The sequence below is a fragment of the Rhizorhabdus sp. GW822-FHT03C02 genome, from assembly GCF_058801765.1.
In genome coordinates this window covers 351,689-374,837 of record NZ_JBXANN010000003.1, presented here as the reverse complement: position 1 = coordinate 374,837, position 23,149 = coordinate 351,689, and the positions used below count along the sequence as shown (strand labels likewise).

The 23,149-nt window shown below is 63.3% G+C and carries 26 protein-coding genes and 1 tRNA gene; 16 read left to right on the top strand and 11 right to left on the bottom strand.

Features of this window, described 5'->3' with window-relative positions; all coding sequences use genetic code 11:
- Positions 1-43 precede the first annotated feature (43 nt).
- From rlxS to AC1RM6_RS11590, 5 genes are all read left to right on the top strand, one after another.
- Positions 44-2,005, top strand: a complete 1,962-nt coding sequence (gene rlxS, locus AC1RM6_RS11610; protein WP_493101269.1) for a relaxase/mobilization nuclease RlxS — start codon at positions 44-46, stop codon at positions 2,003-2,005.
- A 71-nt stretch (positions 2,006-2,076) separates the two neighbouring features.
- Positions 2,077-2,469, top strand: coding sequence for a CopG family transcriptional regulator (locus AC1RM6_RS11605; protein ID WP_493101267.1), 393 nt, complete (start codon positions 2,077-2,079; stop codon positions 2,467-2,469).
- Positions 2,466-2,681 (top strand): helix-turn-helix domain-containing protein, encoded by a 216-nt coding sequence (locus AC1RM6_RS11600; protein ID WP_493101265.1) that lies wholly within the window; start codon positions 2,466-2,468, stop codon positions 2,679-2,681. Before AC1RM6_RS11605 ends, AC1RM6_RS11600 begins: the two co-directional genes overlap by 4 nt.
- A 166-nt stretch (positions 2,682-2,847) precedes the next feature.
- A complete protein-coding gene (locus AC1RM6_RS11595; RefSeq protein ID WP_493101263.1) occupies positions 2,848-3,588 on the top strand; it encodes a hypothetical protein in 741 nt (246 codons plus the stop codon).
- A gap of 775 nt (positions 3,589-4,363) precedes the next feature.
- Positions 4,364-4,852 carry a hypothetical protein gene (locus AC1RM6_RS11590; protein ID WP_493101262.1) on the top strand — a complete coding sequence of 163 codons (489 nt, stop codon included), beginning with the start codon at positions 4,364-4,366 and terminating at the stop codon, positions 4,850-4,852.
- A gap of 73 nt (positions 4,853-4,925) precedes the next feature.
- On the opposite strand, the gene AC1RM6_RS11585 is transcribed toward AC1RM6_RS11590, so the two are convergent.
- The 3 genes from AC1RM6_RS11585 to AC1RM6_RS11575 are packed head-to-tail and all read right to left on the bottom strand — an operon-like array spanning position 4,926 to position 5,691.
- Complete coding sequence (locus AC1RM6_RS11585) at positions 4,926-5,117, bottom strand: hypothetical protein (RefSeq protein WP_493101260.1); 192 nt, start codon at positions 5,115-5,117, stop codon at positions 4,926-4,928.
- Entirely contained in the window at positions 5,114-5,434 is a 321-nt protein-coding gene (locus AC1RM6_RS11580) for a hypothetical protein (RefSeq protein ID WP_493101258.1), read from the bottom strand. The genes AC1RM6_RS11585 and AC1RM6_RS11580 overlap by 4 nt, the downstream gene beginning before the upstream one ends.
- Positions 5,431-5,691 carry a hypothetical protein gene (locus AC1RM6_RS11575; protein WP_493101256.1) on the bottom strand — a complete coding sequence of 87 codons (261 nt, stop codon included), beginning with the start codon at positions 5,689-5,691 and terminating at the stop codon, positions 5,431-5,433. Before AC1RM6_RS11575 ends, AC1RM6_RS11580 begins: the two co-directional genes overlap by 4 nt.
- 92 nt (positions 5,692-5,783) lie before the next feature.
- Here AC1RM6_RS11575 and AC1RM6_RS11570 point away from each other — a divergent pair, with 92 nt between their 5' ends.
- Positions 5,784-6,011 (top strand): hypothetical protein, encoded by a 228-nt coding sequence (locus AC1RM6_RS11570; RefSeq protein WP_493101254.1) that lies wholly within the window; start codon positions 5,784-5,786, stop codon positions 6,009-6,011.
- Between the two features lie 33 nt (positions 6,012-6,044).
- Here the strand turns inward: AC1RM6_RS11570 and AC1RM6_RS11565 are convergent, their stop codons facing one another.
- Positions 6,045-6,662, bottom strand: coding sequence for a hypothetical protein (locus AC1RM6_RS11565; protein ID WP_493101253.1), 618 nt, complete (start codon positions 6,660-6,662; stop codon positions 6,045-6,047).
- Positions 6,663-6,721: 59 nt separating this feature from the next.
- Here AC1RM6_RS11565 and AC1RM6_RS11560 point away from each other — a divergent pair, with 59 nt between their 5' ends.
- A complete protein-coding gene (locus AC1RM6_RS11560) occupies positions 6,722-7,036 on the top strand; it encodes a hypothetical protein (RefSeq protein WP_493101251.1) in 315 nt (104 codons plus the stop codon).
- Here AC1RM6_RS11560 and AC1RM6_RS11555 read toward each other — a convergent pair.
- From AC1RM6_RS11555 to AC1RM6_RS11545, 3 genes are all read right to left on the bottom strand, one after another.
- On the bottom strand, positions 6,991-7,596 hold the full coding sequence (locus AC1RM6_RS11555; RefSeq protein ID WP_493101250.1) for a hypothetical protein: 606 nt from the start codon (positions 7,594-7,596) through the stop codon (positions 6,991-6,993). The two genes, AC1RM6_RS11560 and AC1RM6_RS11555, sit on opposite strands and share 46 nt — an antisense overlap.
- A 24-nt stretch (positions 7,597-7,620) precedes the next feature.
- Entirely contained in the window at positions 7,621-7,866 is a 246-nt protein-coding gene (locus tag AC1RM6_RS11550; protein WP_493101248.1) for a hypothetical protein, read from the bottom strand.
- A gap of 179 nt (positions 7,867-8,045) precedes the next feature.
- Positions 8,046-8,603 carry a nucleotidyltransferase-like protein gene (locus AC1RM6_RS11545; RefSeq protein ID WP_493101246.1) on the bottom strand — a complete coding sequence of 186 codons (558 nt, stop codon included), beginning with the start codon at positions 8,601-8,603 and terminating at the stop codon, positions 8,046-8,048.
- Between the two features lie 207 nt (positions 8,604-8,810).
- Here AC1RM6_RS11545 and AC1RM6_RS11540 point away from each other — a divergent pair, with 207 nt between their 5' ends.
- The 3 genes from AC1RM6_RS11540 to AC1RM6_RS11530 all read left to right on the top strand — a co-directional run bounded on the left by AC1RM6_RS11540 (position 8,811) and on the right by AC1RM6_RS11530 (position 10,958).
- Positions 8,811-9,311 (top strand): hypothetical protein, encoded by a 501-nt coding sequence (locus AC1RM6_RS11540; protein WP_493101244.1) that lies wholly within the window; start codon positions 8,811-8,813, stop codon positions 9,309-9,311.
- Between the two features lie 460 nt (positions 9,312-9,771).
- Positions 9,772-10,284, top strand: a complete 513-nt coding sequence (locus AC1RM6_RS11535) for a Ros/MucR family transcriptional regulator (RefSeq protein WP_493101242.1) — start codon at positions 9,772-9,774, stop codon at positions 10,282-10,284.
- Between the two features lie 485 nt (positions 10,285-10,769).
- Positions 10,770-10,958 carry a helix-turn-helix transcriptional regulator gene (locus AC1RM6_RS11530; RefSeq protein WP_493101240.1) on the top strand — a complete coding sequence of 63 codons (189 nt, stop codon included), beginning with the start codon at positions 10,770-10,772 and terminating at the stop codon, positions 10,956-10,958.
- Between the two features lie 33 nt (positions 10,959-10,991).
- Here the strand turns inward: AC1RM6_RS11530 and AC1RM6_RS11525 are convergent, their stop codons facing one another.
- Together AC1RM6_RS11525 and AC1RM6_RS11520 are read right to left on the bottom strand one after the other, a co-directional pair.
- Positions 10,992-12,422 carry a tyrosine-type recombinase/integrase gene (locus AC1RM6_RS11525; RefSeq protein WP_493101238.1) on the bottom strand — a complete coding sequence of 477 codons (1,431 nt, stop codon included), beginning with the start codon at positions 12,420-12,422 and terminating at the stop codon, positions 10,992-10,994.
- A gap of 162 nt (positions 12,423-12,584) precedes the next feature.
- Positions 12,585-12,676, bottom strand: a tRNA-Ser gene (locus tag AC1RM6_RS11520).
- Positions 12,677-12,832: 156 nt separating this feature from the next.
- Here AC1RM6_RS11520 and AC1RM6_RS11515 point away from each other — a divergent pair.
- Positions 12,833-13,597 (top strand): DUF1134 domain-containing protein, encoded by a 765-nt coding sequence (locus AC1RM6_RS11515; protein ID WP_493101236.1) that lies wholly within the window; start codon positions 12,833-12,835, stop codon positions 13,595-13,597.
- Between the two features lie 92 nt (positions 13,598-13,689).
- Here AC1RM6_RS11515 and AC1RM6_RS11510 read toward each other — a convergent pair whose 3' ends face one another.
- Complete coding sequence (locus tag AC1RM6_RS11510) at positions 13,690-14,418, bottom strand: FadR/GntR family transcriptional regulator (RefSeq protein WP_493101234.1); 729 nt, start codon at positions 14,416-14,418, stop codon at positions 13,690-13,692.
- Between the two features lie 186 nt (positions 14,419-14,604).
- On the opposite strand from AC1RM6_RS11510, the gene AC1RM6_RS11505 reads away from it, so the two are divergent.
- Genes AC1RM6_RS11505 through AC1RM6_RS11485 form a run of 5 tightly spaced genes read left to right on the top strand, consistent with a single transcriptional unit; the run spans position 14,605 to position 22,361 of the window.
- Positions 14,605-17,319 carry a TonB-dependent receptor gene (locus AC1RM6_RS11505; RefSeq protein ID WP_493101233.1) on the top strand — a complete coding sequence of 905 codons (2,715 nt, stop codon included), beginning with the start codon at positions 14,605-14,607 and terminating at the stop codon, positions 17,317-17,319.
- 35 nt (positions 17,320-17,354) lie between these two features.
- Positions 17,355-19,031, top strand: a complete 1,677-nt coding sequence (locus tag AC1RM6_RS11500; protein ID WP_493101231.1) for a GH39 family glycosyl hydrolase — start codon at positions 17,355-17,357, stop codon at positions 19,029-19,031.
- Between the two features lie 14 nt (positions 19,032-19,045).
- Positions 19,046-20,311, top strand: coding sequence for an MFS transporter (locus AC1RM6_RS11495; protein ID WP_493101229.1), 1,266 nt, complete (start codon positions 19,046-19,048; stop codon positions 20,309-20,311).
- Complete coding sequence (locus AC1RM6_RS11490) at positions 20,308-21,486, top strand: L-rhamnonate dehydratase (RefSeq protein WP_493101227.1); 1,179 nt, start codon at positions 20,308-20,310, stop codon at positions 21,484-21,486. Before AC1RM6_RS11495 ends, AC1RM6_RS11490 begins: the two co-directional genes overlap by 4 nt.
- Positions 21,483-22,361 (top strand): NAD(P)-dependent oxidoreductase, encoded by an 879-nt coding sequence (locus tag AC1RM6_RS11485; protein WP_493101225.1) that lies wholly within the window; start codon positions 21,483-21,485, stop codon positions 22,359-22,361. The genes AC1RM6_RS11490 and AC1RM6_RS11485 overlap by 4 nt, the downstream gene beginning before the upstream one ends.
- A gap of 125 nt (positions 22,362-22,486) precedes the next feature.
- Here AC1RM6_RS11485 and AC1RM6_RS11480 read toward each other — a convergent pair whose 3' ends face one another.
- Positions 22,487-22,912 (bottom strand): DUF5990 family protein, encoded by a 426-nt coding sequence (locus AC1RM6_RS11480; protein ID WP_493101223.1) that lies wholly within the window; start codon positions 22,910-22,912, stop codon positions 22,487-22,489.
- Positions 22,913-23,149: the final 237 nt, after the last annotated feature.

Below are 23,149 nucleotides of genomic sequence, written 5' to 3'. Positions count from 1 at the left end.
TTCCCTCATTGCCGGCCTTGCGGGCGATGATGAGGATCATGCGATGGCAGGCGATGACGATTTCGAGCTGTGGCTGGGGTTCGTCGGCGATAAGAGCGGCGGGCAGTCGTTCGTCGGTCGGGTGCGCAAGGCGACCAATCTGGCAGGCGGCGCCGGCCGGTCGCGCACCCGCCGTTTCGACGGCAGCCGCATCGGTCGCGGCGCCGGGCTCGGGCGGGTGCTGGGATCGTCCGATCGCTTCGCCGGCCGGCGCGCCCGCCGGGTCGTGGTCAAGGCGCGGATCGTCAAGCTTGCCGGCACCGGTGCCCGGGGGGCGGTCGCGCATCTTCGCTATCTGCAACGCGACGGCACCACCCGCGAGGGCGAGCGCGGCGCGCTCTACGGGCGCGATGCCGACATCGCCGATGGCAAGGCGCTCCTCGAACGCGGCCAGGGCGACCGCCACCAGTTCCGCTTCATCGTCGCCGCCGAGGACGGTGCCGAATATGAGGATCTCAAACCGATGGTCCGCCGGCTGATGGCGCAGGCCGAGCAGGATCTGGGAACGAAGCTCGACTGGGTCGCGATCGACCATTTCAACACCGGCCATCCCCACACCCATATCCTGCTGCGCGGCGTCGATGACCGGGGCAAGGATCTGATCATCGCCCGCGAATATATGAGCCAGGGATTTCGCATGCGCGCGACCGAGATCGTCAACCTCGACCTCGGACCGCGCACCGACCTCGAAATCATGACCGCGCAGAACCGCGAGATGACCCAGGAGCGCTTCACCTCGATCGATCGCCGGTTGATCACGGCGATCGACGCCGAAGGGTTGGTGTCGCCTGCCAATCTAGACGGCATCGAGCAGTCGCTGCGCGCTGGTCGGCTGCAGGCGCTCGGACGGATGCAACTCGCGGTCGAGGAGCGTAAGGGCCGCTGGCGCCTCGATCCGCAGCTCGAACCCACTCTCAGGGCGATGGGCAAACGCGGCGACATCATCGCCACCTTGCACGAGCAGATGCGCCCCCACGGACGCGACGTGTCGCCCACCGACTATGCGGTGTTCGATCCGGCCGGTGGCACCGCGGTGCCGATCATCGGCCGGGTCGCAGCGCGCGGCTTGTCCGACGAGCATCGCGATCATCATTATCTGATCGTCGATGGCGTCGATGGTCGCAGCCATTACGCCGAGATCGGACTGGCACCGTCCGATCCGATCCGCGAGGGCATGATCGTCAGCCTCACCCCGCGGCCGATCGCGATCCGTGAGGCCGACCGCACCGTCGCCGAGATCGCCGCCGCCCATGGCGGGCGATACAGTGTCGATATCCACCTCGAGCATGACCCATCGGCGAATGAGGACTTCGCCCATGCGCATGTCCGTCGGCTTGAGGCGATCCGCAAGGAAACCGGCGGTGTCGCCCGGGAACCCGATGGGACCTGGATCATAGCCCCTGACCATCTCACCATCGCGCAGACGCATGAGCGCAACCTCGCCGACCGGGCTCCTGTCGTCATCGAGGCGTTGAGCCATCAGCCGCTCGACCGGCTCGCGGCGCATGACGGCGCGACCTGGCTGGACCGTGAGCTGACCAGCGCCAGTCCGGTGCCGCTCGAGCGCGGCTTCGGCGCGGAAACCCGCGCCGCGCTCTCGCTCAGGCAGCAATGGCTGATCGAGCAGCAGCTTGCCGAACAGGTTGGCGATCGGGTGCGCTATCCCGCCAATCTGGTGTCGACGCTGCAGCGGCGCGAGCTGCTGCGCGTCGCCGGGCAACTCAGCCAGGAACTCGGGCTCGACTTCGCCGAGGCCCGCAAGGGGGAGCGGGTCGAAGGTCGGCTGGCGCGGGCGGTTCAAGTCGGCGACCGGCGCTTTGCGCTGATCGAGAAGAGCCGGGAGTTCTCGCTGCTGCCGTGGAAGCCGGTGCTCGAGCGGCAGATCGGGAAGGATGTCGGCGGCATCATGCGCGGTGACGATGTCAGCTGGACGATCGGGCGTGGACGCGGGCTCGGCATTTCCTGAGCCGCGAGGTGCGCCAGCCTGCGTCCTAAACGCACTGGCGACCGTGTCTCCGAACCAGCATCCTTGGCGGCATGAAGACCGACAAGATCCGTCACCAATTCTATCTGCCCGATGCGCTGTCGGAGAAGCTCGAACAGCTTTCCGGCAAGCCGGGCACGTCGAAGACCGCGATCCTCACCGATGCGCTGACTGCCTGGCTGGAGCGGCAGGGGGCCAATGAGCTGGACCAGAGGTTCGGTTCGAGACTCGATCGGCTGGCACGCGTGCTCGACCGGATCGAACAGCAGAACCGGTTGCTCGCCGAGACGCTTGGTGTGTTCATCCAGCATCAGCTGACGATGGTCGCGCATCAGCCGCCGTTCGATCCGGAGACGGCGCGGCTGGGCCGCTCACGCTATGATGCGCTGATCGATCTGGTCGGACGCAGGCTGGCGCGGAAGCTCGAACCGGAGACGAAGCAATGACTGCTCGGCACATGACGGCGGAGACCGCTCCAATGATGGCCCCGCTGACCGTCCGGATTCCCGAGGCATGTCGGATCACTGGGATTGGCAGGTCGAAGCTCTACGAGCTAATCAAGGCTGGCGAGATCCAGACGGTGAAGATCGGGTCCTCTACCCTAGTCAGCATGGACAGCTTGCGGCGCCTTGTCTCCGCTCCGTTGACGCTGAGCTAGCTAGCGCATACGCGTCGGAACGGACATTCATCGATTGGCCGGCTGACTTTTAATCTGTAGGTCATGGGTTCGAATCCCATCGAGCCCACCAAGCAATCCCGGGCGCTTCCGAACGCCATGCCTCGCGGCATTGCGACATCCCATTACGATTGCTTTACGATAATCGTTGAAAATTCAGCTGCGAAACGCAACATCACCGGCTGAGGAGTCGCTTGTGCAGGTCCAATCGCTGCAGATGTCTGTGTATCTGACCTCGCCGATTACGTCGGGGAGTGCCCTGACGTATGCGCAGCAGATTCCCGGCGCTGACGTCGTAAATTTTCAGCAGGCTGGACCGGGGGCGACCATCTCAAGTTCGGTCCATAGCGAATGCCAAATCCAAATTAATGTTCAGCCCGATCGGCTCGATCTTACGATCGCCAAGCCAAGCACCGTTGGGAAGATGGCTCCGGACCCCATCGACCTAAACTGGGCGGTCGCTACCTATGGGCCACTCTTTCTGGGCTTTTCGAAAGAGCTTAATATCAATCGAGTGGCTATGGTGTCGACGGCTGGGAACTCTTTTGACGACGGCAATGAGGCGATCAGTTCGCTTAGCTCGGTGTTTGACCGGTTGTATATCGCTGATGGCGTCACCGAAGTGGTGTACCAAGTGAATAGGCCACGCGAAAGCGATTTTAGAGTTGTCTTCAACAGGATTTTCAAGTGGGAAGTTACCGAGTATGTGCTTTCCCCCCTCCCTCCCCATGAGCATTTAGGCGCAAAAAGTCATTGGGCAGCAATTCAGACGCTGGACTTCAATTCCGTGATTCGCACGCCTGTGGATAGGACAAATCTGGACGCGAGCTTCGCGTATCTTGTAGATCAGACGAAATCATCGGTGGGGCGGGGGCTCGAAGTCGTATGAATAGCTTAAAAGATACCGAGCAGACATACCCTTGGACGGCTGGGATCAGCGGGCTAGGCAGTTTCGCGAAAACCCGCACCGGATTCGGATCGGGAACGGACGAATCACTGTCTTTAACTCCTCGCGTGAAGATACTTGGTGATCTAATGTTTGGGTCGAGCGTGACCATCCCTGCCGGCTATTTGAGCTGTGATGGGCCGTTTCCTTTCGCACCATCAGTTTCGTTAGCACCGTCGTTCGCAAAGATCTTCGCGGAGAGCCAGGGTGCGTCTATCGCCGAAATTCTCTCGAACAGCACCAGCCGCACAAGCCGCGTGCCCCCCGTCGAAGTGCGCATCGAAACGCTTGAGGCTGGGCTAGACCAAGTCAGATCCGTCATTCGCTCGATAATATCGGAAATCGGTAACGTCCCCGAGCAGGAGCCGGCGTCCTCGATCTTCGATGATGGGATTTTTGCGGCATATAGGGCTGATGATGAGGCCGATGTTTGGGGGGAGTTGTTCGACACCGCAGCTGATTACGGACAGGCATCTGAAGCGGTTGCCGATGCTGCCGCGCGAGCCTTGGGTTCCCCGTCCGTAACGATTAGAGCCGCGGCAGCTAGAGCGCTCTCAGCAGCAGACGCGAGCAGGGCAACCGCACTCTTGCCAGCGATAGTCGAGCGAGAAACCAACCGCATCGCTAAGGTGATCATGCAGTCTGCTCTTCGGTCGGCCAACTCGTGACGCTACTCGTCCGATTTGTGGACGACGCGAGCGCATGGCGGAGTGCTATGATGAACTGGATCGATGGTAAGCCTGTTCCATTGTTCGCTCTTCGTGCGTTTCTTCCGCCGGCGGACTCGAAGGATGTGTCGCTTTACCGGCTCGAAGATGACGAGGACCCGTATTCCCTCGCAGCATCATGGTGGATGTTTCAGAAGAAGAATTTCGGAATGATCGGGGTAGACGAAGCCCTGATCGCGGCCGCAGGATTTGTACTAAACTCGACGCCTGGGGACACGTTTCATACAGAGATCAACCCTCGGCATGTCGATCTGATCATTGAAGATGCCGAGAAGGCAATTTCGGCGGCTAAGATCTTTGTATCTTCCGGCACACCCATACCTTTCGAGTTGAAAGATGTTCATAGGAGCATCGCGAACGATAATCTAAGCAACGCGATCGATTTTGTTACTCTAGCAAAAGGCAACGTTAGTGAGGCGCGTTCGAAGGTTCACGCACTCATAGCTGCAAAGGTTCTGGGGCTGAGTACGCTCAACTAGCGTTTATGTAAGCTCGCTTGCGCCCGCCTGCCGAGCGGGCCTTTGCCTTAGTCGCCTTGTAATAGGTCGCGGTCTATTGCAGCGTCTTATGGCCTGATACCGGCCGGATGTCATAGACGCCGGCATCGCCCACCTCGGTCGCGCAGCCATGGCGATAGCTGGTTAGCGTCATCTTTTTCGGTAGCCCGGCGGCATCGCGGATCCTGCGAAAGATACGTCCGGCCTGATCTTCGTCGTAGCGCTGGCCGGTATCCTCGAAAATCACAATGTGATCCGCTTGTGGCTCTTGCCAGTCGGCGTGCAGACGAGGCGTACGGGTTTCGCCAACCATGCCTGGCCCGACAGATGCGGCCGGCCGGTCTTATCCATGTCCTCGCGCGCGACCGTCGCGCCCATCACGCGCGCCATGCTGCGACGCTGCGCCCATGGATCGCCCATAATCGACGGCTGACCCGGGCGGGCGCGACCGTCCGTCTCGAGGGCGCCGATTACCTGCAGCCGGATCTTCTCGCCGCTCGCGCAGTGGATCGGGCCGTCAACGTCGTGGAACGCGACCGCGAGGCAGATCTGCGCCACGCTCATTTCACGCGTCCGCTAGAAAGTAAGGCCGCAAGAAAGCGAATGCTGGCCTCGCCTTGAACGGCAATCACATTTGGTGCGCGCGCCATTTGACCGGCGATGCGCTCGCTGTGGAAGCGCTTTACCTCAATGTGGAGATCGAGATCGGGAAGGTAGAAGTCGAGCGGGAGCTTGGCGCCTTTTATTCTCCCCTCCCTTTGATAGCGGATGCCACCGGCGATCAGGGCCTGCTCGATCAAATCTTCCATAGGGTCAGACATAGCTAATCGGCCTCATCAGCGCGTCGGCGGTGCTTGCGTCTTGCGCGACCCGATCCGACATATGCACACCCACACATCCGGAGCGCTCCATAATGTCGAGAGAAGTTAAGACTGAGGCCGAGCTAAGCGACTGGCTGGCCGCTCGATATAAAATGCTCGCCGCGGGACCGAGTTTTACCGGCATGGTGTTGCATCCGACCATATTGAGATGGAAGAAGGCCGGACCAGATGGCGAAAATTGGGAGGCTCGCCTGCATTCACCGGATGCACTGATGTCCGAGGCCATCGATGAGGCGAGAAGCAAATTCTCGCTCGCATGAATAAGGGTTAGCGCTTTGTCGGAGCCTTGCTCGCTATTCACCGCGGGCGCACTCGATCAGCCGCGGCCGACCGCGGTTTGAGGGTCGATACGACAAAGCCAAGAACTCCCTATGCAGTGCGCCCGCCTCCAATCCCTTCGCCATCATCGCAGCCGACGGAACACCTTCACGCTCCATGCGGGCCTGTCCTAGTCGGGCCGCTTCATAGGCGTCCCAGGCGGCGACGAGATCGAGATCGAAGAGCGGGCGCATCTCAGCAGGTTCCCATGGACTGAGCTTCGGAGAAGAACTCGCCGCAGCGGTGGTCGGCGTGGACCGAGGGGAAGCACGACAATAGCCCCTCGTCTTCGCCAGCATCGACGGCAGGGTCGGCGACCACCCTTGGCGGATAACGGCGGCATATCCCGACACAGCCACCCCGGCAATCGGCGGGATCAAAAGCCGCTTAGACGATTGCGGTCCCTGACTCGGCGGCAGCAACTGGACGGCGCGCGCCATGAGGCGGTCCATTTCATGCGCGATCAAGTTCGATCTCCGCATCGCCGCCAATTTCGACGCGCCGGACATCCGGAGAATCATCGCTTTTCCGCGATGCGTAGACGTCGGTGATTCGATGAAGGTCGATGATCCGCTGTGGCTAGACGCGGTCATAAAGTGCGATCATGCATTATACCCCAGCAATGGGGCTTGGCCGAAGCCGAGCCCCGCCTATGCCCCTGTCAGAGGCCGAGTTCGAGCCGACCATCACCTTTCAGCCAATCGGCATCACCTGCGATTGCGGAGAGCGAATCGACATCGCGTTCGCGGACGTGCGCGCAGCCCGGACATGCGACGCGTGCGGCAAGGATGCGACATTGACGCCCGCCCAGATGGCGCAACTCGAGACAGCCGCCGACGAGGCACGCGTCGAGGCAATGGCCCGCTATCGCGCCGGCGAGACCGCCATCACGCTCGAACGCCGCAGCAAGCTCGTCGAGGATCAGGCGTCGACGAAGATCGGTGCGCCCCCCGCCGACGGGATATGACGCAGGAAGCCGGCGAGGAAATCGATGCCGTTCGCCCAGGCGATGCCGGCATTCTCTGCCGTCTCATACCAGCCCGTGTTCACCGTCACCGTCATGGTGAAGCCGGGTGAATCTGTGTGTCGGAACGTCGCACCCATCAGCTCCCAATGGAAGTGAACCTTGTCGTCGAACTTGACCCGGTTCAAGGCGGCATCAAAGTGGAAGAAGGCCGGAAAATAGTTGCCGGCGTCGGCGATCTGCTCCGCAGAATCGAAAGCGAACTCGATATAGCCCGAAACCCTATGCCCTTGCGGATCGGTGACGGGCGCGCTGACACAACCGATCGTGCCGAACGCCGAACCCGCCTCGTTCAGCAGCGTCACGCAATCCCGTAATGCCTCGTCTCGTTGCAGCTCGGGGATTGCGGCCAGGCGCTCGGGATGCCCCTTCAAGTTCTTGAACCCGTAATTGGCATCGCCATCGTCGCGCAGCACGCCATCTCCCCAATAAGGGATGCCCTTGCCCTCCTGTGAAATAAAGAGCCCGTTGGTGTAGCTCCGCTCCGGTTCGCTCTCGCTCATCGCATATTCCTCCGCAGGCCTACGCTATCGCAGCGTCCTGAGATACCCGACGCCGAACGGCAGCAGCCGCAGATCGCCGACGTCCTTGCCCAAATAGCTGTTCTGATTGGGTGTGCTGACCACGGTCACATACCTGCGCTTGACCAGCCACCCGATCGCCTGCTCCACCGTTTCATTGTCCACGCCAGGCCGGACCGGCAGCCCCTCGATCAGACCGCCTTTCATCCCCAACTCGCTTATGATCGACACTTGCAGCTTGCTCAACGTCATAACCAGCTTCTCGAAAGAAGCGGGAGGAGGCTCGGCCCTACCGGTCCAGGCGGCGCCACGGGCTCGACGTGGCACTCCAGCACCATGCGCGAGCCCGAGCCGGCGTCGCGCACCTTACCAATCGTGCCAGAACCGCTTCACCGCATCGAGATAGGCTTGAAGCTGCTCGGCGCGCCACGTCACCGGCGACGTCGGATGGCACAGGTAATAAGGCTCGTTCGCGCATAGCAGGCTCGATCGGTCGCAGGCGACCAGCAGTCGATCGCGTTCGCCATCGTGTCCTGATAGCTCCGCCCGAAATTTCCATTCGGGACGTTGTAGAGCATCCCTTCCAGGAAATAGGATGGCGCCGACCCGACCGTCAGATAGCCTTGGTCGGCAATGCGGTTGCGCATGTCCCTGAGGATGCGCACCACCGGCTTGAACCAGCTCGCCGTCGCCTGATGTTTGGCCGTCGCGTTTGCGGAATGCTGCTTCGGAGAGTTGATGATGCGCGTGCCGTCCGGAGTCCAGAAGCAGATGCCGGTCTCGAACGACCGATCCGAATGGCTCTTGAACCGCGTATAGCGGCGCAGCTCGGCACATGGCAGAACGTCGCAGTCGCGCCAGCCGCCGGAGCCCGGCACATACACCGCCTTCTTTCCCGGCGTGACGCCGCTGCCGAAGCGGGTCCTGAGGTGCTGCACCACATCCGCCTTGAACTGCGTATAGCGGAACTTCCGACGCTCGCCGGCCATATGTCCGGCAGCAGACTTGATCGACCATGCGGTTGAGCTGACGCGGCGGTCCGGGCCTCCGTTCGTAGACCGTCCTAAGTCGCCGATCAGCAGGCCCGATGATTATGCTGCCGACCAAACAGCAAGCGAAGCACTCACACCTGTTGGCGATAGGAAAGTAGCTGCTAAGATAGCGTTATAAATCGATACGAGACAGGGTCGGTGATCATGGATGACAGATTTGAATACGCAATTTTCGGCCTCGCTCTTGTGATTTTTCTTTTTCCGAGCGAGTGGTTTAACAGGAAGTCTAACTCCATAGCAGGTTCCGTCGCGAGGCTATTGGTTATTCTCCCATTTGTAATAGCCTCGTATGCTCTTGCAGGTTTGGCACTCTGGACGGTCATTCAGTTCCCGGAGATCAGCGCCTTATGGCAGTTCACAACCTCCCACGGAAGATGGATGCTAACATTTGGTATCATGCTCTCTGTTGGGCTGTTTTATCTTCGAAAGTGTTGCAGATGGTTTTATGGCGCGATCGAAATTTTCGTCGGACTTTTGGCACTGGCCCATTTCAATGCCGAGCCGAGCCGTGACTTGCTTCCCTGGATCGTTCTATATGCGGGACCAATATACGTTATTATCAGAGGTCTGGATAACTTTGATCGTGGCATATCAGACAAATGGAGGTCCCGGTTTTGGTGGCTTGGTAGAAAGCCAAACGGTTGAGATGCATTCTGTCGGCTTTTATTTCTCTGGACGCGCATTGCCCGGTATGGGGAGCGGTCCTTCGATGCCCCATCCGGGAGCGACCGGGTGTCGGTCGCTTGCCGTCTCACAGCTTTATGAAGCTAGTTCGGCCGCTATTGTCATTTCCGGACGTTCAAGTCACCAGAAAGAACGGCGATGTCTGGTCGATATCGGCCCGAAGGTAGCTTCGTTCAAGCTTGGCGCTCCACCTAGGGTGGCGCCTTGAGCGAGATGACGTCACTGCGGATCACGACGCACGATTCACAGTCCCGAACCAAGCGGCGCTGATGAACACGCGGGTGCCCTGGCGCCAGCGGGGATGGTAGGGTGCTTGATCCAGAACGGCCACTTGCTTCGGCCGCGGCGAAGTATAATGACCTGCCAATGGTAATGCCGAGTAATGGCGCTGCTCAGTGCCCCCGGAACATCAGGAGCCCTCATGACGGACGAAGCCACTTTGAACGCGGTAGAGCTCGCGACTGAACTTACGATCGCTTGGCTTGGTAATCAGAACAATCGCGTCGTCGCTGAAGATGTGCCCGCCTTCCTGCGCACGATGCATGCGACGATTAACGAATTGGCAGGCGTGTCATCTGTCTACGCCGAAGCGCCGAGCGAGGTGGCACCTGTCGAAGATTTCGCGCCAGCTGTGACGGTGCGTAAATCGCTCGCGTCAAAGGATCACATCGTTTCGCTCATCGACGGCAAGCCCTATAAGACCTTGCGCCGCCATCTTTCAACTCATGGATTGAGTCCTGAGGAATATCGCCAGCGCTATAATCTCAAGGCGGATTATCCGATGGTCGCCGAGAACTATTCGATCGCGCGCCGTGAAATGGCGCACAAGATCGGGTTGGGCCAGAAGGGTCGGCAAACGAAGGCCGCTGCAGCTGCCGCGCCGGTCGCAGCATCAAAGCGCACGCCGCGTCAGCCCAAACCAGTCAAAAATTAACCCTCAAATCTGCGCCGCGCTCTTTGGGGCGGAGTTGCTCGCCCTGCGAGCGCACAGAATCGCGTGCGATGGCGTCCGTTGGGAGTGCGAAGTTGGCGAGCGGATGAACTTAGCCGCGAGATGCCCCCCGGTCAGGCCGTAAGCGCACGCGGATGGACATCTCTGGACACACGATCACCCGTCGATCATACTATAAATCCAGTCGATCCGATGTATGTCGGGTCGGGCGTGGGAAGAGATGTGGGAAGGCCCAAGTCTCGGTTGGGATTTGCTTTGGGATCAGGTCGGTAGGCGTCAGCCTACGAATCCCTCCCGCTCCGCAGTTTCTTTTTAAGCCTCGGCGATGGGATTGCGCTGTGGTTCTTCTCCATGCGCCAAGACGGCACTTCTGTATCAGCCGCCCACGATTTATCATCAGGGCCTCTTCGTTCCGCACGTGCCGTGCGCTTCGTTCACGAGCTGATTGTGCTCCTATGGGGTAAAAGATGGCAGCGATTTTCGAAGGTGACCGCCTCCTCAAGCTCGACGAGGTCAAAGCCATCGTCGGTCTCGGAAAGACGATGATATACCGCTTGGAGCGAGAGAACGGCTTTCCGCGGCGCTTCAAGCCCGGCGGGTGTGCTTCCCGGTGGAGCGAAAGGGAAGTGCGCGACTGGGTCGCTACGCAGAGATAATAGCGAACTGACTGTCATCGCTGTGGCAAACTTCTACCTCGGCTTTCCCGGCCCAGTGGCGGCCCAGCGAATAGGCTGATCGAGGTAGATTTCAGCCGGCCAAAAATCCGAATAGATCATGTCCGCCCATTCTTGCGCCAGTTCTCGGCGTCTCGGCATGTGGACCGCCCGATTGTAGGCACTTTCGGATCCGGATTTCTGCTCCGGGGTATGCGCGAGCATGAGGTCGATCACATCCCGATCCCCTTCGAGCCTGAGTTCAGCAGGCCGCTCGTTCATTGTCGTTGAAAAGGCGGCGCGGAAACCGTGTGGCACATGCCGTTGATAATAACCGGCCCTGATGAGCAACTCGCGTAACGTGTTTTCCGACATCTGCTTGTGGACGTGCCGCTCGCTCGGGAAGCATAGCCGGAAACGCCCGGTAAGGCGCATGGCGACTCGAAGAACCTCCACGGTTTGCCAGGCCAGCGGTACAAAGTGATCGGCCAGTTCATCGGCCTTGCGCTTCTTCTCGCCCTTCATTCGCGCCGCGGGAATGCGCCAATATGGCTCGTGCGCATCCAAGTCGAACTCGCACCACTCGGCGCCGGCCAGTTCGCCCGGGCGCACGTTCGTCAGCGCCAGCACGATGAGCGCAAACTTCGTGATCGCCCGCGTGCGCTCGGCAAGGCAGTCGATCAACAACTGCCTGACAGCCGCGATCCGTTGGTCCTGGGTCTCGAGGCGATCGATGATCGACGGCTGCTTTTTGGAGCGAGGCACTTCCCTCAGCGCGGCACCCAAGCCTGCAGCCGGGTTGCTGTCGCAAATTTCGGCAGCGATGCCGTAGGCAAAGACCGCCTCCATCCGCTGTCGAAGGCGATGCGCGGTTTCGATCGCGCCTCGACGTTCGACGGCCCGCAGTGCGTTGAGGATCGTCGACGCTCTAATCGTGCTGATCGGCAGGTTACCAATTGCCGGATAGATGTCCCGTTCGAGAGAAGTGATGACGTCGATACCGTGCTGGTTAGACCAACGACCGTGCGGGTCGACGGTCCAATGTGGCGCATGATTAGGGTTAAGCTTGCCACGGTGGGCGGTACGCCACTCGCGTAATTTCTCGAGCGACCATCCACTGTTCAACTCGAACCAGGCATCGCACACGAGTTGGAGCGTATTTTCGTTTGCAATGACCTGAGCCCTTGCCGCGATTCGTTTCTCCACCGCAGGGTCCTTGCCATGCTCCAGGCAGGCTTTTGCCGCGTCTCGCATTTTCCGGGCTTCGGCGAGCGAGATTGCTGGGTAGGAGCCGAAACTCAACGTTTTCTCAGCTGGCGCGCCTTTTGCGTTCTTCCCGTAATGATAGTTCATGCGCCAATGACGACCGCCGGCTGGCGAGACAAGCGCATATAGGCGGCCAGAATCAGCCAGTTTGTACGGCTTTGCGCGAGGCTTGGCCGCCTTGAGGCGTGCGTCCGTCAGCATAGCTTCTCGATGCCACAGTTTCGAACCTCCGTGCCACACGGGATACCACATTCGATCGTGAACGATGGCGAACTCGCGTGGCCGGATATGCAGAAACTATAGCAAAAAACGCTGGAAAATCAAGGTTTCCTGGCCTGCGGCGACCGCCGGCGGCGGCCGTTTTGGCGGAGACGGAGGGATTCGAACCCTCGGTACCGATAGCTCGGTACGGCGGTTTAGCAAACCGCTGGTTTCAGCCACTCACCCACGTCTCCGGGAAGGCAGAGCGCGGGCTATAGCGAGGAGCGGGGCGCTGATCAACGGACCAGTGCATGGTTCCGACGAAAATCGGATGGCCGTTCATTGCAGCGACAGGCAAAGCGCGGTTAATCAGGGGCGGAATATCGGAAATCATGGGCGGAGACTGGGTGATGCGGGGCAATTTGGGGCTTTTCGGCGCGGTCGTGCTGGCGATCGGCTGGACCGGCATCGCCTCCGCGCAGGTGCAGACGGTCGATCCGAACACGGCAAGCGACCTCGCGCCGGTGCCGGCGAGCGAGGCCAATTACGGCACCCGGGTCGCGCCGCGCGCGCCCGCGACCGAATCGGCCCCTGCCCCCGCCAACTCGACCGACGCCGCGGCCGCGCAGGTCGCCGACCAGCCCACCCCGCCGGTTAGCACCCGCGCCCAGGCGGCCGACGCCGCGCAGAACGGCACCTATGCGCAGGACGATGTCGTGTCGGCGGCCGAGGGCGTGTTCGGCAAGGGTGCCGAGGGGCTCGCCAAGATGATCGAGAAAATCCTCAAGGATCAGGGCCGCCCCAACGCCTATATCGCCGGCCGCGAGGTCAGCGGCGCGCTGGTGGTCGGCCTGCGCTATGGCTCGGGCACGCTGTTCCATAAGGTCGAGGGGCAGATGCCGATCTTCTGGACCGGGCCGTCGGTGGGCTTCGATCTCGGCGCCAACGGGTCGAAGAGCTTCGTGCTCGTCTATAATCTCTACGACAGCGCCGATGTCTTCCACCGCTTCCCGCAGGCCGAAGGCACTGCCTATGTCGTCGGCGGCTTCACCGCCTCCTATCTGCGCCGCGGCGACGTCGTGCTGATCCCGATCCGCCTCGGCGTCGGCTGGCGGCTCGGGGTCAATGTCGGCTATATGAACATCACCAAGGAATCGAAGTGGTTGCCGTTCTGAGGTGATCCCTGCCCTTTCGGGAATGAGGCACGTGCAGTGCCGCCCCCGGGCGAGCGGTCGACTCTGGTATGAGAAATGGATAGGCCTCGCCGCTAAAGCATGCCGGCGTCGCGCGACGCGTTGCGGATGAGCGCGAGCATCTTCTGGCGCGCCAGTTCGTCGTCGCCGCGCATGATCGCATCGAACACCGCGTCATGGTCGGGCATCGGGTCGCGCGATTCCTGGCGTTCGTCGCGCGCGAACCGCGTGGTCCAGGCTACCACCGCCGCGACCGAGGTCGACAGGGTGATCAGCGATTCGTTGCGCGTGGCCAGCAGGATCAGCCGGTGGAACGCCTGGTCGGCGGCGCGTCCTTCCGGGGTCTGCAGGCCGAAGCGTCGCATTTCCTCGAGCGCATGCCCCATCCGCGAAATATCCTGCGCGTCGCGGCGCAGCGCCGCGAACTGCGCCGCCGCGGGCTCGACGACGATCCGCAGTTCGAAGATGTCACGGATGAACGCCGGGGTCGGCCCGGCCTCGAACGTCCAGGCGAGGATGTCGAGATCGAGCATGTTCCACAGCAGCCGCTCGTTGATGCGGGTGCCGCTCTTGGTCCGGCTATGGACCAGCCCCTTGGCCGAAAGCACCCGGATCGCCTCGCGATAGGCGGTTCGCGACACGCCCTGTTCGGCGCTGTAGCGCTCCTCGCCCGGCAGGATGTCGCCGGGCTGATGCTGCCCGCCGACGATCGCCACCCCCAGATCATGGGCGATGCGGTCGTGCACCGCCCGGGAGGTCTTGCTCGCAGGGCGCGATAGCGGGTGATCGTCTGGCTCGCTCATCGCGCTTTGCTCCGCCGTCTCTGCGCTCGCGTCAAGCCACTTGCGGGCATATCGGCGATAATTGGTATGAGAATAAATCCGCAAAAATTCATCAATCATCCGAGCAGCCAGAAATTTCCGCTTGAATGGCGCGATATCGTCCGTCATCTAGTACGAGAAATAAAAACGAGTCGGAGGGGATCGAGCATGAGACGGGATGTGAATCTGCTGGGAATGTCGGCTTTGGCGTTCGCCATGGTGCAGGGCGCGGCGGCCCATGCCGCCGAAGCCGCGCAGGGCGCGGCGCCGGCCGAACAGCCGGCGGCGGCCGAGCCGGAGGCCGAGGCGATCATCGTCACCGGTATGCGCGCCAGCCTGTCCTCGGCGCAGAGCGTCAAGCGCAACGCGCAGCAGCTGGTGGATTCGGTGATCGCCGAGGATATCGGCAAGCTGCCCGACAATAATGTCGTCGAGGCGCTCCAGCGCGTCCCCGGCATCCAGGTGTCGCCCCGCGCGCGCGGCGAGTCCGCGACCGTGCTGATCCGCGGCCTGCCCGACGTGGTCACGCTGATCAACGGCCGCAACATCTTCAGCACCACCGGGCGCTCGCTGTCGCTGGCCGACGTTCCGGCCGACCTGGTCTCCGGGGTCGACGTCTACAAGTCGCGTTCGGCCGACCAGCTCGAAGGCGGCATCGCCGGGCTGATCAACGTCCGCACCCGCCGGCCGTTCGATTTCAAGGGGCTCGAATTCGCGGTGGCGGGGCGCGAGGTCTATAGCGAGCAGCCCGACAAGATCGATCCCTATGCCAGCGCGCTGCTCAGCAATCGCTGGTCGACCGGGATCGGCGAGTTCGGCGCGCTGATCAGCGCCTCCTATCACCAGACCCGCTATCGCGACGAGACGATCTTCAGCGGCGGCTATTTCGGCTATAATCTCGATAATTCACGCGCGCCCTACACCCCCGGCGTCCCGCTCGACCCGCGCGGCACCGCCGCGACCGATCCCAAGGTTTTCCGCACCGACGTGATCGGCGCATTCGACCGGATCGGCAAGCGCACCCGCCCCGCGGTCAACACGACGCTGCAATGGGCGCCCGACGATCGCCTCACCTTCCATGCCGACGGCCTGTTCTACGGCTATCGCGACCGCGGCAACGGCAACCAGAACTTCACCTCGATGAACGGTACTTTGCTGTCGCCGATCAAGTTCGTCGACGACACCAAGCTGGTCCAGTCGCTCAGCATCGCCGGCGGTCGCGTCGCCCAGTTCGGCCAGGCCTATAGCAACCGTGCCAATCGCTGGCAGGGCGCGTTCGGCGGCGACTGGAAGGCCGGCGACTGGAAGGCGTCGAGCGAGATCGCCTATACACGATCGACCGCGACCGACATCGCCAACAATCTCGACGTCGATTTCATCGCCTCGCGCACCGATGCGGTGTTCAACGACGGCAGCGGCACCCCGCATTTCACTTTGCCCAACGACGATATCGCCGATCGCAACCGCTATTATCTGTCGCGGCTGTCGACCACCCGGACGGTCGGCGCGGGCACCGAGAAGACGTGGCGCGGCGACGTCTCCTACCAGGCGCCCTTCCTGATCTTCTCGGGCATCGATGCCGGCGCGCGGCTCAGCAAGCGCAGCGCCCGGTCGAACTCGTTCACCCAGACGGTCAACTGCTCGGCCACCGGCGCGGTGCAATGCTACAGCATCAAGGCGAACGGCATCGTCGGGTTGATGACGACGACGCCCGGCGATTTCTACGATGGCGTGCGCCCCTATGCCAGCCAATGGGCAACGCCGGCGACCGACTATCTGCTCGACCGGATCGGCGCGCTGCGCCAGATCTTCGGGCTCGCCGCCGCCGATCCCGCCTTCCAGGACACCCAGCATTTCGACATCGGCGAGAAGAATTACGCCGGCTATGTCCAGGGCAATATCGAGGTCGGTCGGCTCGACGGGCAGATCGGCGTGCGGGTCATCAAGACCGACATCACCTCAAACGCCTTCCTGGTGCTGCGCGGCGCGGCATCGCCGGTGACGATCAGCAACCATGGCACCGACGTGCTGCCCAGCCTCGCGTTGCGCTACAAGCTGACCGACCGGCTGTTCCTGCGTGCGGCGGCGAGCAAGACGATCACCCGGCCGAGCTTCGCCCAGCTCAACCCCGCGCTGACGCTGACCCCGCCGATCCCCGGCCAGCAGCCGTTCGGATCGGGCAGCAGCGGCAATGCCGAGCTGCAGCCGGTGCGGTCGAACAATTATGACCTGTCGGTCGAATGGTATATCGACCGGTCGAGCTCGATCACCGCGACGATCTTCCGCCGCGACGTCACCGGCTTCATCCAGTCGGTCACCAGCAATTTCACCATCGATTATCTCGGCGCCAACAACGGCGTCTACCAGATCACCCGGCCGGAAAATTCGGGATCGGGCCGGCTGCAGGGGATCGAGGGCGGTTTCACCCTGTTCCCCAAGGGGCTGCCGGGCCTGCTCGACGGTTTCGGGATCAGCGCCAACGGCACCTATATCGACGGCAGGAACAAGGCGCTGTCGCCGCTGCCCGGGGTCACCGGCTATCTCGACATCCCGTTCCAGAACGTCTCGAAATATTCGGCGACCGCCACCCTGATCTACGAGAAGAGCGGCTTTTCGGGGCGCGCCTCCTATGTCTGGCGCGACAAATATAATGCCGGTCTGCATTTCACCGGGGTCAATCCCAACTTCATCACCAACGGCCAAATCCGCAATCTCGACCTGTCCTTCTCCTATGAGATCAACCCCAAATTCACCGTGGTGTTCGACGCGACCAACGTGCTGAAGAACATCTACCAGACCTCGTTCAACGACCCGACGCTGTATCCGCGCGACACCGTCCTCTACACCCGGACCTTTGCGCTGGGCTTCCGGGCCCGGCTGTGACGGCGCGCTTTTCCCCTGTTCCGAGAGGATGTTCGATGAAGATCAGCCAAGCGATCGCGATGCTTGCGGCGCTCGCCGCGCTGCCCGTGCAGGCGCAGACCGATACGACGCGGCCGGTGGCGATCGGCGTCCAGGTCGATCGGCCCACCGGCAAATTGCCGCCGGTGTGGCGCTTCTTCGGCGCCGACGAGCCGAACTATGCGACGATGAAGGACGGCCGCAAGCTGCTGGTCGAACTCGGCGCGCTCAAATCGGGGCAGGTCTATTTCCGCGCGCACAACCTGCTGAGCAGCGGCGACGGCACCTCGGCGTTCAAATGGGGCAGCACCAACGCTTATGCCGAGACGAAAGACGGCAAGCCGGTCTATGACTGGAAGGTCGTCGACGGCATCATCGACACCTATCTGGCGCGCGGCATCCGTCCCTATCTGCAGATCGGCTTCACGCCCGAGGCGATGTCGAGCGCGCCGGCGGGGATGCCCTATCAGCACAGCTGGCGCCCGGGCTTCGATTACAAGCTGATCGCCACCGGCTGGACCTATCCGCCCAAGGACTACGCCCAATGGGGCGAACTGGTCTATCAATGGACCCTCCACAATATCGAGCGCTATGGCCGCGCCGAGGTCGAGCGCTGGTATTTCGAGGTCTGGAACGAGCCCAATTCGACCTTCTACTGGCAGGGCACGCCGGAGGAATTCTACAAGCTCCACGATTATGCGATCGCCGGCGTCCGCCGCGCGCTGCCGACCGCGCGGGTCGGCGGGCCCGACGTCGCCGGCCCCGGCGGCAGCTTCATGGACGGCTTCCTCAAGCATGTGTCGTCGGGCCGCAACTACGCCACCGGCGAGACCGGCACCCCGACCGATTTCCTGTCGTTTCACGCCAAGGGCCGGCCGAGCTTCGTCGACGGCCATGTCCGGATGGGGATCGCCACCCATCTGCGCGAGACCGACGGCGGCTTCACCAAGGTCCTGTCGATCCCGAGCCTCGCCACCAAGCCGGTGGTGATCGGCGAGAGCGATCCCGAGGGCTGCGCCGCCTGCCCGGGCCCGCAAAACGCCTATCGCAACGGCACCATGTATTCGAGCTACACCGCCGCCAGCTTCGCGCGGATCTGGGAGCTCGCCGAGAAGCGCAAGGTCAATCTCGAAGGGGTGGTGTCCTGGTCGTTCGAGTTCGAGGACCAGCCCTGGTTCGCCGGCTATCGCCAGCTCGCCACCAACGGCGTCGACCTGCCGGTGCTCAACGTGTTTCGCCTGTTCGCCCAGCTCGGCGAGGAGAGGCTGGCGAGCACGAGCAGCGCGCAGGTGCCGCTCGACAAACTCATCGCCGACGGCGTCCAGGGCGATGCCGATATCGGCACGATCGCCACCCGCACCGCCGACGGCAGGCTGGCGCTGCTGGTCTGGCATTATCATGACGACGATGTCGCCGGCCCCGACGCGCAGATCCGCATCAGCCTGACCGGCCTGCGCCGGGTTCCGGCGGCGGCGACGCTGTGGCGGGTCGATCCGCAGCATGCGAACGCCTTCACCGCCTGGCAGGCGATGGGATCGCCGCAGTCGCCCGACGCGACCCAATATGCCGCGCTCGAGGCGGCGTCGCGCATGCAGGCCGAGAGCGTCGGCGTCGCCCGCGCGAAGGGCGGTGCGACGATCGACGTCCGGCTCGCGCGGCAGGGCGTCGCGCTGATCATGCTCGATCCGCGGTGACGGCGGCGCCGGACATGGCCCCGCGCCTCCATGCCGCCCGCTGGACGGTCGCGGTGACGATCACCGTCGCGGTCGCGATCAGCTATCTCGATCGCCAGACCCTGCCCTGGGCGATCAAGCATATCGAGGCCGACATCCCGATCGGCAACCAGACCAAGGCGTTTCTCGATTCGGCGTTCCTGGCGACCTATGGGCTGATGTATCTGGGCGGCGGCTGGCTGCTCGACCGGATCGGCACGCGGCGCGGCTTCCTGGCGATCATGATCTTCTGGTCGCTCGCCTGCGCCAGCCATGGCATCGCCGGCGGCATCGTCGCGCTGGTGGCCAGCCGGCTGCTGCTCGGCATGGGCGAAGGCGGCGGCTTTCCCGCCGCCACCCGCGCGATCGCCGAATGGTTCGCGCCACGCCACCGCGCCGCGGCGATGGGGCTGGTCAATGCCGGCACCGCGATCGGCGCGGTGATCGCGCCACCGTTGATCGCCGCGATCCTCACTTATGGCGACTGGTTCGGGCTGGCGAGCTGGCGCTGGGTGTTCTTCGTCACCGGCGGCTTCGGCCTGCTGTGGTCGCTCTGGTGGTTCGCGACCTACCGGCTGCCCCCCGCCGATCCCGCGGAAGCCATCGCCTCGGCCTCGGCATCGGGTCCGGCGCCGACCATCGCCCAGCTGCTCGCCCGCCGCGAGGTGCGCGGGGTGGTCGGCGCCAAGTTCCTCAGCGACGGCGCCTGGTATTTCTACCTGTTCTGGCTGCCCAAATATCTGTTCGAAGCGCATGGCTTCGACCTCAAGCAGGCGGCGACGATCGGCTGGATTCCCTATGCCGCGTCGGGCGTCGGCAGCCTGTGCGGCGGCTGGCTGTCGAGCCGGCTGCTGTCGTCGGGCCGGTCGGTCAACGCCGCGCGCAAGATCGCGCTGGGGCTGAGCGCCGCCTGCATGCCCTGGGTGATGCTGGTGCCGTCGGCCGGCTCGGTCGCGGTCGTGATCGCGCTCTTCAGCCTTGCCTTTTTCGGGCAGCAGAGCTGGTCGACCTTGGTGATGACGCTGCCGACCGACCTGGCACCGCGCGCCGCGCTCGGCCGGCTGGCCGGGCTGGTCGGGCTCGGCGGCGCGTTCGGCGGCATCGTCATGGGCCAGGCCGCCGGCTGGGCGCTCGACGCCGGGCTTGGCTACACCCCGGTGCTGGTCGCCGCCGCCACCCTCCATCTGATCGCCTTCGCGCTGATCTGCCTTGCCATCCCCCGCATCTCGTCCCTCGATTTCCCAGGAAAGGTCCTGTCTTGAAGATCACCGAAATCCGCACCCGCGTCGTCCAGTGGGAAGGCGAGACCGTGCCGCTGCCGCCGCATTTCTGCACCAACCCGATGGACCTGGTCTCGCCGCTGCTGACCCGCGAGACGATGGGTACCTTCACCTTCCATGGCTGGCTGATCGTCGAGATCTTCACCGACGCCGGGCTGGTCGGGATCGGCAATGCCGCGCTGGCGCCGCTGGTGACCAAGCAGATGATCGACCTCTATCTGGCGCCGCTGCTGATCGGCCAGGATCCGTGGGACAGCGAGTTCCTGTGGCAGCACATGTACCGCAAGACGATGGCGTTCGGCCGCAAGGGGGTGGCGCTGGTCGCGATCTCGGCGCTCGACATCGCCTTGTGGGATCTGATGGGCAAGGCCGCGAAACAGCCGGTGTTCAAGCTGCTCGGCGGCCGCACCAAGGCGAAGATCCCGGTCTATGCCAGCCGGCTCTATTCGATCCCGCTCGACGAGCTCGCGACCGAGGCCGCGCGCTACAAGGCGCAGGGCTACAAGGCGATGAAGCTGCGCTTCGGCTGGGGGCCGATCGACGGCGCCGAGGGCATGGCGCGCAATGTCGAACTGATCCGCACCGTGCGCGAAACCGTCGGCGACGAGATCGACATCATGGCCGACGCCTATATGGGCTGGAGCCTCGATTATGCGAAGCGGATGATGCGGCTGATCGAACCGTTCAACCTGCGCTGGCTCGAGGAGGCGATCATCCCCGACGACATCAACGGCTATCGCGAGCTGCGCCGCTTCGGCACGACCCCGATCGCCGCGGGCGAGCATGAGTTCACCAGCTATGGCTTTCGCCAGATGATCGAGGCCAAGGCGCTCGACTATTTCCAGTTCGACACCAACCGGGTCGGCGGCATCACCGCGGCGCGCAAGATCCAGGCGCTCGCCGAGGCCTATTCGATCCCGGTCGTCCCCCACGCCGGGCAGATGCACAATTATCATGTGGTGATGGCCAGCCTGAATTCGCCGATCGCCGAATATTTCCCGATGGTCGACGTCGAGGTCGGCAACGAGCTGTTCTGGTATATCTTCAAGGGCGAACCGCAGGCCGAGGGCGGCACTATCGACCTCGACGACGATCTGCCGGGCCTCGGGCTCGAGATCGACGAAGCGGCCCTCGCGCGGTTCAAGGTGATCGGATGACGGTGATGAAGGTGGCGGTGCTCGGGCTCGGGCTGATGGGCGGCGGCATGGCCCGGCAATTGCTGGCGGCCGGGCATGAGGTGGCGGTGTGGAACCGCAGCCCGGCCCGCGCGGCCCCCTTCGCCGAGCAGGGCGCCCGCGTCGCCGCCACGCCGGCCGACGCCGCGCAGGATGCCGCGATCGTCATCGCCATGCTCGCCGACGACGATGCGTCGCGCGGCGCATGGACCGGCCCGGACGGTGCGATGGCGGCGATGGCGCCGGGCGCGATCGCGATCGAATCGAGCACCCTGACCGTCGACTGGATCGCGACCCTCGCCGGCGAGGCCGAGGCGCGCGGCCTGCGCTTCCTCGAGGCGCCGGTCACCGGCAGCCGCGACCAGGCCGCCAGCGGCGCGCTGCGCTTCCTGGTCGGCGGCGAGGCCGACACCCTCGACGCGGCGCGACCGGCGCTCGAGGCGATGGCCGGCGCGATCCTGCACCTCGGCCCGGTCGGCAGCGGCGCGATCGTCAAGCTGGCGAACAATTTCCTGTGCGGCCTGCAGGTCGCCGGATTGGCGGAAGCGGTGGCGATGCTCGAAAAAAAGGGTCTCGACATCGAACAGGCGGTGTCGGTGCTCGCCGATGGCGCCCCCGGCAGCCCGCTGGTCAAGGCGGTCAGCCGCCGCATGCTCGATCGTGCCTATGATCCGCATTTCCTGGTGCCGCTGATGGCGAAGGATCTCGGCTATGCGGCGCAAGCGATGGCCGGCGTCGGGATCGCCTCGTCGCTCGCACGCGCCGCCCGCGAACGCTTCGTCGAGGCCGACCGGGCCGGCGAAGGCGGACATGATGTCGCGGCGATCGTCGAACCGCTCCGGAAAGCGCCATCCTGACCGTCCGCCGCGCGCAAGCCGCGTTAGAGCATGTCCCGATCAGATTGATCAGGACATGCTCTAAATTGTCTTTGTTTTCCGCATTTTCCGAGCCGTCAGGTGATTCCACCTGACTTGAAAATGCTCTATAGGATCTTTCGCGACGTCACCGGCAGGGTCGCGCAGGCGGGCGTGCCGTCCTTGCCGGTGCCGTCGACGCGGAGTTCGAGCACGCCGCCGCCCCCGGCCGCGCGGTCGAGCAGATCCTGCGGGATATCGTGGATGTCGATCTTCATCCGCCGGGTCCAGGGCGATGCGGGATCGCCCGCCATCTGCCCGATCCGGATATAGACGAAGCGGCGCACCGGCCCCTCGCGCCGCACCTGATCGCCGAAAAATTTGGGGCCGGCCGCGATGCGGACCGGAAAATCGAACGCCAGCGGCTCGCCGGCCAGCGATGTCTTGGGATCGAGCGGCCCGTCATCCTTGCCCTGCAAGCTATGGCGCACGCCGGTCACCGGCCGGTCGATGACGATCCGCATGCGGATTTCGGTCTGATCGCTGCGCGCCATGGCCGAATCATAGCCCGAACCACCGGCTCCCTCCAGTCCACCGGCAGCAAATGTCCAGGCGCCTGCCGTTCGTCGATCGCACCCTGTCGTTCGTCGCCCGACCTGGCGGCTGGTGGAGCCGAACGCGCCTTCGGTCGAAGCGCGCATGCCCGGACGATTCGACCGGCCTAGAGACAGCTCAGCCGCGGAGGACAGCCGATCATCGGACCCCGCGAACAGCATGTTTCACCGGGCCGC

Bases quoted from the DNA above. Each gene is read 5' to 3' on its own strand.
- AC1RM6_RS11480 (WP_493101223.1), bottom strand. From the start codon at position 22,912: ATGGCGCGCAGCGATCAGACCGAAATCCGCATGCGGATCGTCATCGAC.
- AC1RM6_RS11605 (WP_493101267.1), top strand. From the start codon at position 2,077: ATGAAGACCGACAAGATCCGTCACCAATTCTATCTGCCCGATGCGCTG.
- AC1RM6_RS11515 (WP_493101236.1), top strand. From the start codon at position 12,833: ATGCGGGGCAATTTGGGGCTTTTCGGCGCGGTCGTGCTGGCGATCGGC.
- AC1RM6_RS11540 (WP_493101244.1), top strand. From the start codon at position 8,811: ATGGATGACAGATTTGAATACGCAATTTTCGGCCTCGCTCTTGTGATT.
- AC1RM6_RS11525 (WP_493101238.1), bottom strand. From the start codon at position 12,422: ATGCTGACGGACGCACGCCTCAAGGCGGCCAAGCCTCGCGCAAAGCCG.
- AC1RM6_RS11500 (WP_493101231.1), top strand. From the start codon at position 17,355: ATGAAGATCAGCCAAGCGATCGCGATGCTTGCGGCGCTCGCCGCGCTG.
- rlxS (WP_493101269.1), top strand. From the start codon at position 44: ATGGCAGGCGATGACGATTTCGAGCTGTGGCTGGGGTTCGTCGGCGAT.
- AC1RM6_RS11570 (WP_493101254.1), top strand. From the start codon at position 5,784: ATGTCGAGAGAAGTTAAGACTGAGGCCGAGCTAAGCGACTGGCTGGCC.
- AC1RM6_RS11600 (WP_493101265.1), top strand. From the start codon at position 2,466: ATGACTGCTCGGCACATGACGGCGGAGACCGCTCCAATGATGGCCCCG.
- AC1RM6_RS11555 (WP_493101250.1), bottom strand. From the start codon at position 7,596: ATGAGCGAGAGCGAACCGGAGCGGAGCTACACCAACGGGCTCTTTATT.
- AC1RM6_RS11545 (WP_493101246.1), bottom strand. From the start codon at position 8,603: ATGGCCGGCGAGCGTCGGAAGTTCCGCTATACGCAGTTCAAGGCGGAT.
- AC1RM6_RS11485 (WP_493101225.1), top strand. From the start codon at position 21,483: ATGACGGTGATGAAGGTGGCGGTGCTCGGGCTCGGGCTGATGGGCGGC.
- AC1RM6_RS11495 (WP_493101229.1), top strand. From the start codon at position 19,046: ATGGCCCCGCGCCTCCATGCCGCCCGCTGGACGGTCGCGGTGACGATC.
- AC1RM6_RS11580 (WP_493101258.1), bottom strand. From the start codon at position 5,434: ATGAGCGTGGCGCAGATCTGCCTCGCGGTCGCGTTCCACGACGTTGAC.
- AC1RM6_RS11530 (WP_493101240.1), top strand. From the start codon at position 10,770: ATGGCAGCGATTTTCGAAGGTGACCGCCTCCTCAAGCTCGACGAGGTC.
- AC1RM6_RS11565 (WP_493101253.1), bottom strand. From the start codon at position 6,662: ATGACCGCGTCTAGCCACAGCGGATCATCGACCTTCATCGAATCACCG.
- AC1RM6_RS11590 (WP_493101262.1), top strand. From the start codon at position 4,364: ATGAACTGGATCGATGGTAAGCCTGTTCCATTGTTCGCTCTTCGTGCG.
- AC1RM6_RS11575 (WP_493101256.1), bottom strand. From the start codon at position 5,691: ATGTCTGACCCTATGGAAGATTTGATCGAGCAGGCCCTGATCGCCGGT.
- AC1RM6_RS11505 (WP_493101233.1), top strand. From the start codon at position 14,605: ATGAGACGGGATGTGAATCTGCTGGGAATGTCGGCTTTGGCGTTCGCC.
- AC1RM6_RS11510 (WP_493101234.1), bottom strand. From the start codon at position 14,418: ATGAGCGAGCCAGACGATCACCCGCTATCGCGCCCTGCGAGCAAGACC.
- AC1RM6_RS11560 (WP_493101251.1), top strand. From the start codon at position 6,722: ATGCCCCTGTCAGAGGCCGAGTTCGAGCCGACCATCACCTTTCAGCCA.
- AC1RM6_RS11550 (WP_493101248.1), bottom strand. From the start codon at position 7,866: ATGACGTTGAGCAAGCTGCAAGTGTCGATCATAAGCGAGTTGGGGATG.
- AC1RM6_RS11535 (WP_493101242.1), top strand. From the start codon at position 9,772: ATGACGGACGAAGCCACTTTGAACGCGGTAGAGCTCGCGACTGAACTT.